Raw genomic sequence first — 3,073 nt, 5'->3', positions numbered from 1 at the left:
GACGGTTCTTCTTCAATGTCTACTTGACAGGGGCAACTTCACCTTGTGGTTACTAGGTTCTTGGCTGTTTTTTCATGTCCAGAAATTCCCTTTCAAGCGATGTTCCAGCAGCCGTGAAAAGACCAGTTCCACCAAAAGAGCCCTCGGTATATCTTTAAAATCCGTTCGTCGGATTCTTTATACTCGCTGGTGATGATCGCGTAGTAGCCGTCCAGTTCCGCTTACTGTCGCAGCTTTCCTCGTCAAAGAGCAAAGCTTGCTTCGCTTCTTCCAGAATCTCACCGGTTTGGGCATCGAACGTCAAGTTTTTCACATAGTTGGCCGCGCCGCACGAGGTGGCACGGTTGTATCGCGAAGGGTCCTGGATGTGGCTTCTTGCCTTTTCCACTGCCGGAGCGCAATCTGCTTTCGCCTTCGCTGCATATTTTTCGCTGTAAAAAATGACTTGCTTTCCATCCACCCTTTTCTAGAATAGCCTCTCGGCATTCGCCTAGGCTGATGGCGCAAGGCCTTTTGAATGAAGCCCTGTGCCTTTTCCTCCCACCTTTTCAAAAACACCCCCTATAATCGCGTCGGAAGGGAGCTCATCTCCCTTACTTCTGTCTTTGGGGTGATTCTTTGAAACCTGTATTCATTCCTCATCCGTCGTACCAAGAATTTGTTCTGTCTGCTGCGGAAGTACTGCGCTCCGCCTGCCGCCATTATCGTGAATTCGGATTGGCCGCTCATTTACAAATGTCTGATTTACCGATTCTCTCCCGTCACGGAACTGCTCGCCGAAACCTATAGCCCGAAAGGCCCCGAGCCCCGTGATCCTGCTTCCATGCTTCGTTCTTATCACTTGTTCCTCTTATGCAAACAGGAAATGGGCATTACGGAATGGGTAAATGAGATGTACCGTGGCGATTAGATGTGCTGCAAAACTGAGGAGGGAGTGAAAGAATAAATAAGTATAAGGATTGACGTGTAATAAATAAAGGTGTATATTATCGGTAACATGGTCAGACCATGTTACCGATAATAATGAGCAGTACGAGTGACCACTGGCTTCAGAATCTGTCCAGTGTATAAGGAGAAGGGGGGAAACAGAATGAAATTAGGTTTCTATTCGGCAATTGGAACGCCGTTAGATGAAGGACTGCTAGTGATGGGACGATGGGAATACAGGCAGCAATGAAACATTTCGAAAACGTCAAGGTTGCTCAAATTGCTGTCGATGCGGCTAAACAGCGCTGCCCGGTGCTCGTTGTGGTTATGGACAACTCGATCGGTCGCGTATTGGATTGTTCGCTTGTACGACGAAAACGTTCTGCTCTACGAAAGTCTGGAAACCGGAGATTGGGCCACTGCTGGCCGACGTTTGGACGGTATTTCGTTGCTGCGGAATACGTTTGTCGAGGCTGATATATGAAACCCATTAGGAAAGTTGAATCCAACTGCTGCCAAGTCAGGGTTTTGTAAGCGTTTACTGCTGATCTGAACCAATACGATAACCGCCGAAATCGGGTTCAATGGGTTCGATCCGTTGCAGGCGGAATATGGAGAAGTTCGTTACATTATAGTGAAAAGGGGAAGTACAATGTCAAAAAGAAGGAAATCGTTTATGTTGGGCTGCGTCATGATCTCGTCCATCAGTTTGCTCGCTGCATGCGGAGGAAGTAAGTCCGGTGAGGAAGAAGTGAAGACGCCGGCAGTTACTCAGGAGCCGACAGAGGTGTATTTTCTGAGCACCAGTACATATTGGTGGGATGAAGCCACGTTTATGAAAGAATTTGGCGAGCCGCTACAGAAAAAATACCCTCATATTATTCCTAAAACGATTAAACTTACCGGAATGAATACGAAGACCATGGAGGGCCTCATTGCTGCCAAACAGCCGATTGATGTTATTCTTGCCGCCAATGCGAGTTATCTCCTCTATCTGAAACCGTATGAGTTTTCCGCAGATATTGAACCGTTTATCAAGCAAAATAAAGTGGATTTGAATCGGTTTACTCCGGAATTTATTGATATGAACAGGAAGCTGGGCGAGGGTAAGCTGATCGGGCTGCCGCTGCAGGATAGTCCCACGCAAATATTGTATAATAAAGGGATTTTCAATAAATTTGGTGTTCCTTATCCGCCTCATGATCAATGGACGTGGGATGAGATGTTTGCTATGGCCAACAAAGTGACGCGCATGGATGGCAACCAACAATATTACGGCGTCCGGATGCATCCCACTTTTTTCCGAAGGAGTCCCCACTCTCTTGAGTTTGTAGATCCAAAGACGAAAAAGGCCGTATTCAATAACGAGCTCGGCAAGCAGGTGGCCGAGATGTACCTCAAGCAATACGAAAAGTCGGATATCCCGGGCTTAGCCCCGGATGGAGCGAAAATGTTTTTCGAAGACAGAGTTTTGGCGATGTGGATGGGACTAGGAGCAAGCTATAATGATCCGAAACGTTACGTAGGCCTGGAATGGGATATGGCACCGATTCCCGTGTTGCCGGAAAGAGGCCATATAAGCGTGCAGCCTTATCCGGATTATATGTATTTATCGAGTACAAGCAAGCATAAGGACCTGGCCGTGCAGGCGATGGAGTTTTTTACGTCTGATTCATTCCAAATGGAACGCTCTAAGAATGCCTATACGACTCCTCTGAAAAGCAGCCAAATTAAAGCGGCTTTTGGTCAGAACGCCGAACTGTTTAACGGCAAAAATATAAGCGCCATGAGTCCTTTGAAATACGCTCCCGCAACTACGTACGATCAGTATATGAACCAGGCAGCGGCAATCATAATACCAAAACATGTGCATAACGTTCGGGACGGCAAAACAGATCTCAATACCGCATTGCGTCAAGCTGAGGAAGAAGTGAATCAGTATATTGAGGCAAATCAGAAATAAACGAATCTAAAACCGATGGAAGTGTGTTTTGGTGTTCAGGGATCGAAAAATGTTCATTTTACTGCCTCTTATCTTTTTTCTCTCGTTTTTTTCTTTGGAATGGAAGGGTTTAACGCTGTCACCGCAAGAAGTCGCCGCAGCAGCGGTGGTGGTTCTCGATGATGATGCTTCTCAACTGGCAGG

The 3,073-nt window shown here is 46.8% G+C and carries 1 protein-coding gene and 1 pseudogene; one reads left to right on the top strand and one right to left on the bottom strand.

Annotated features, from left to right (window positions below):
- Window positions 1-116: 116 nt before the first annotated feature.
- Window positions 117-466, bottom strand: a pseudogene (locus FE784_RS43105) (IS1634 family transposase); the annotation flags it as partial.
- A 1,113-nt stretch (window positions 467-1,579) separates the two neighbouring features.
- Between FE784_RS43105 and FE784_RS40455 the strand changes: the two are divergent.
- Complete coding sequence (locus FE784_RS40455; RefSeq protein ID WP_139607967.1) at window positions 1,580-2,890, top strand: ABC transporter substrate-binding protein; 1,311 nt, start codon at window positions 1,580-1,582, stop codon at window positions 2,888-2,890.
- The last annotated feature ends 183 nt before the right edge of the window (window positions 2,891-3,073 follow it).

It is taken from the genome of Paenibacillus hemerocallicola (assembly GCF_006265175.1).
GTDB classification, from domain to species: Bacteria; Bacillota; Bacilli; order Paenibacillales; family NBRC-103111; genus Paenibacillus_AB; species Paenibacillus_AB hemerocallicola.
Note: the sequence above shows the minus strand (reverse complement) of the source record. Positions and strands in the feature narration are given on the sequence as shown.